Origin of the sequence: Caballeronia arationis (genome assembly GCF_001544975.2) — a bacterium.
GTDB lineage: Bacteria > Pseudomonadota > Gammaproteobacteria > Burkholderiales > Burkholderiaceae > Caballeronia > Caballeronia arationis.
The window spans coordinates 1-2,713 of sequence record NZ_FCOG02000332.1 but is presented as its reverse complement, the minus strand read 5'-3'; the positions used below and the strand labels follow the sequence as shown (position 1 = coordinate 2,713).

Here is a 2,713-nt window from a genome sequence, read left to right as displayed (position 1 = left end):
AATCCCTGCGAAAATTCCATTCGCCCGTTTGTCGTCGCACGCAAAAGCTTCCTGTTTGCCGATACAGTTGCTGGCGCACATGCGAGTGCGAATCTTTATGTGCGACGTGAAAGTCGCGCAGTTCGTTGTTTCGCCGTCGCTGTAGGGCGGCAGGAAACCGGGCGTTCCGTCGCCCGTAGTCTATCGGTGCATGCGAGGCTGGCAACGGCATCGTGTGAAGCCATCGAGACAAAGAAGCTCGGCGTAAGCCACGCTGAAGTTGTGAGACCAAGGCGCTTCTGCAAGTGTCGCCGCGGAAGGAGATCTGACTGGATGGCAAGGTTAAGGCATCTGAATCGCTGTTTAAACACCGTCATCGCAAACAGGCCAAAGACACTGACAGGCCTGACCCAAAAGGGGAATGTAGCGGGTCCGCTCTTTGTATAGTTGGGCGGCACGGACGACAACGCTACCGGTGGAAAGGCGGAACCTAAACCATTCTTGCGAGCTGTGTGGAACACGGAAACCCCGTATCGCCGCCCAATCGGGCAGGCCGACCGCGAGGAAGGCTGATGGCGGTGCGGGCATGGGAGTGCGGAGAAAGCGAAGGCTGACCTGTAATGGGTCGGATAGGGGTTGCGTTACACGACAACATCATCCCACGCGAAAGTGGGCAGACTTCCGCATGGTCTTTCGTCACGAGACAGCTTGATTAACCGTTCAAGGAGGAAAAGCAGATGACTGTGCAGCAACTCGGCGCGGGTGCGTCCTCCGATCGCGCGACACATTGGCACCGCATTGATTGGGTCAAATGTCATCGCGAGGTTCGACGGCTGCAAGCACGCATCGTGAAGGCCGAACAGGCCGGCAAGCATAGCAAGGTGAAATCCTTGCAATGGTTGCTGACCCACTCGTTCAGCGGCAAGGCACTCGCCGTGAAACGGGTGACGGGTAATCGCGGCAAACGTACTCCCGGCATTGATGGCGTCATATGGTCAACGCCGGGGGCCAAGCTTAGAGCAGTGTCGTCGCTCAATCGGCACGGCTACCAGCCGCGTCCGTTGAGGCGGATATACATCCCCAAGGCCGACGGGAAAAAGATGCGGCCCCTTGGAATTCCGTGCATGATCGACAGAGCGTGGCAGGCGCTGCATCTGCTCGCCCTTGAGCCCATCGCGGAAACGACGGCAGACCCTAATTCTTATGGATTCAGGTCTGCCCGGTCCACGCACGATGCGATCGGTCAGTGCTTCATAGCATTGGGCGGCCGTGCTTGCGCTCAGTGGATTCTAGAGGCTGACATCCGCAGCTGCTTTGACGAAATCTCGCATGACTGGCTGATCGCCAACATCCCCACGGACAAGGCGATATTGCGGAAGTGGTTGAAGGCTGGCTACCTTCATAATCGTGTCCTTCACTCAACGGATGCGGGTACACCGCAGGGCGGTATTATCTCGCCCTTGTTGATGAACATGACGCTCGACGGGTTGGAACGAACGCTACGGGTTATGTTCAACCGGCGCGGTCGTAATGTGTCGAAAATCAACCTCGTTCGGTATGCAGACGACTTTGTTATTACCGGTGCAACGCGTGAAGTGCTGGTAGATGAGGTTCGGCCCGTGGTTGAGCGGTTTCTGGCGGAACGGGGGTTGTCGCTATCGCCAGAAAAGACCCGGATCACGCATATCGAAGACGGGTTCGATTTCCTTGGTATGAACGTGCGCAAGTATGGCCGCAAGCTGTTGATCAAGCCTGCAAAAGCGAACGTTCAGCGCTTCCTGCGCAAGCTGAGGGATATCGTGAAGGACAACGCGACAGTACGGCACGACTGGCTGATCAGGAAACTCAACCCGTTGATTCGCGGATGGGCAAACTATCATCGTCATGTCGTATCAAAGCGCGTCTTCGGCAAGGTGAGTCTAGAGATCTGGCGGTGTCTATGGCGCTGGGCACGGCGTCGGCATCCGAACAAAGGCGCACGCTGGGTCCGACGGAAGTACTTCCGAACCGTCGACGCCCGGCACTGGGTCTTTGGTACGGAGACTGGAAAAGTGCCCAGTACAGGAGCGCCGGAACTTCTGGCGCTCCATGATATCGCCAACACGCCGATCCGGCGGCACCGAAAAATCAAGGCTGCCGCCAACCCGTTCGACCCTCAGTGGGAAAGTTATTTCGAGGAGCGTCTTGGCTTCGAGATGATGGACTCACTCAAAGGTCGGACGCGGCTCATCCGGCTATGGTGGAATCAGGGACGCACATGCCCAACCTGCAGCCAGCCGATTACAAAATCCAGTGGTTGGCGTCTCTTCCATCTGGAACGCGTAATCGACGGCGGCACGGACGCGAGTCGTAACCTGGTAATGCTGCATCCGGACTGCCATCAGATCGCGCGTGGCCAGCGGTTCTCAGTGGTGAAACCGGCTCCGGCAACGGGGCTTTGGAAGGCTTGAGCGGAATGCGGGGAAACTCGCCCGTTCCGTTCTTAGGGGGCGGCGACGTAGCAATGCGTCGCTGCTACCCGACTCGCTGGTCGAGTCAGCCAAAGCCAACGGCATCGATCCGTATCGCTACCTCACCTGGCTGTTCCAGCGGTTGCCTCTGGCAAAGACGGCCGACGACTACGACGCGCTGCTTCCCTGGAAGCTGCCGGCCAATCTCCGCTGATCCGCGTTCCTACCACACGTCACGCGCTCCGCCACCTGAATTGAGGGGCGTCGCTGATGGACCGCATACG

At 58.1% G+C, this 2,713-nt stretch carries 1 protein-coding gene and 2 pseudogenes; all 3 read left to right on the top strand.

What is annotated here, in order from left to right:
- Positions 1 to 99, top strand: a pseudogene (locus AWB81_RS45510) (IS66 family transposase); the annotation flags it as partial.
- Between the two features lie 617 nt (positions 100 to 716).
- Positions 717 to 2,429, top strand: coding sequence for a group II intron reverse transcriptase/maturase (gene ltrA / locus AWB81_RS41765; protein WP_062644360.1), 1,713 nt, complete (start codon positions 717 to 719; stop codon positions 2,427 to 2,429).
- A 73-nt stretch (positions 2,430 to 2,502) separates the two neighbouring features.
- A pseudogene (locus AWB81_RS41760) lies at positions 2,503 to 2,643 on the top strand (transposase domain-containing protein); the annotation flags it as partial.
- Positions 2,644 to 2,713: the final 70 nt, after the last annotated feature.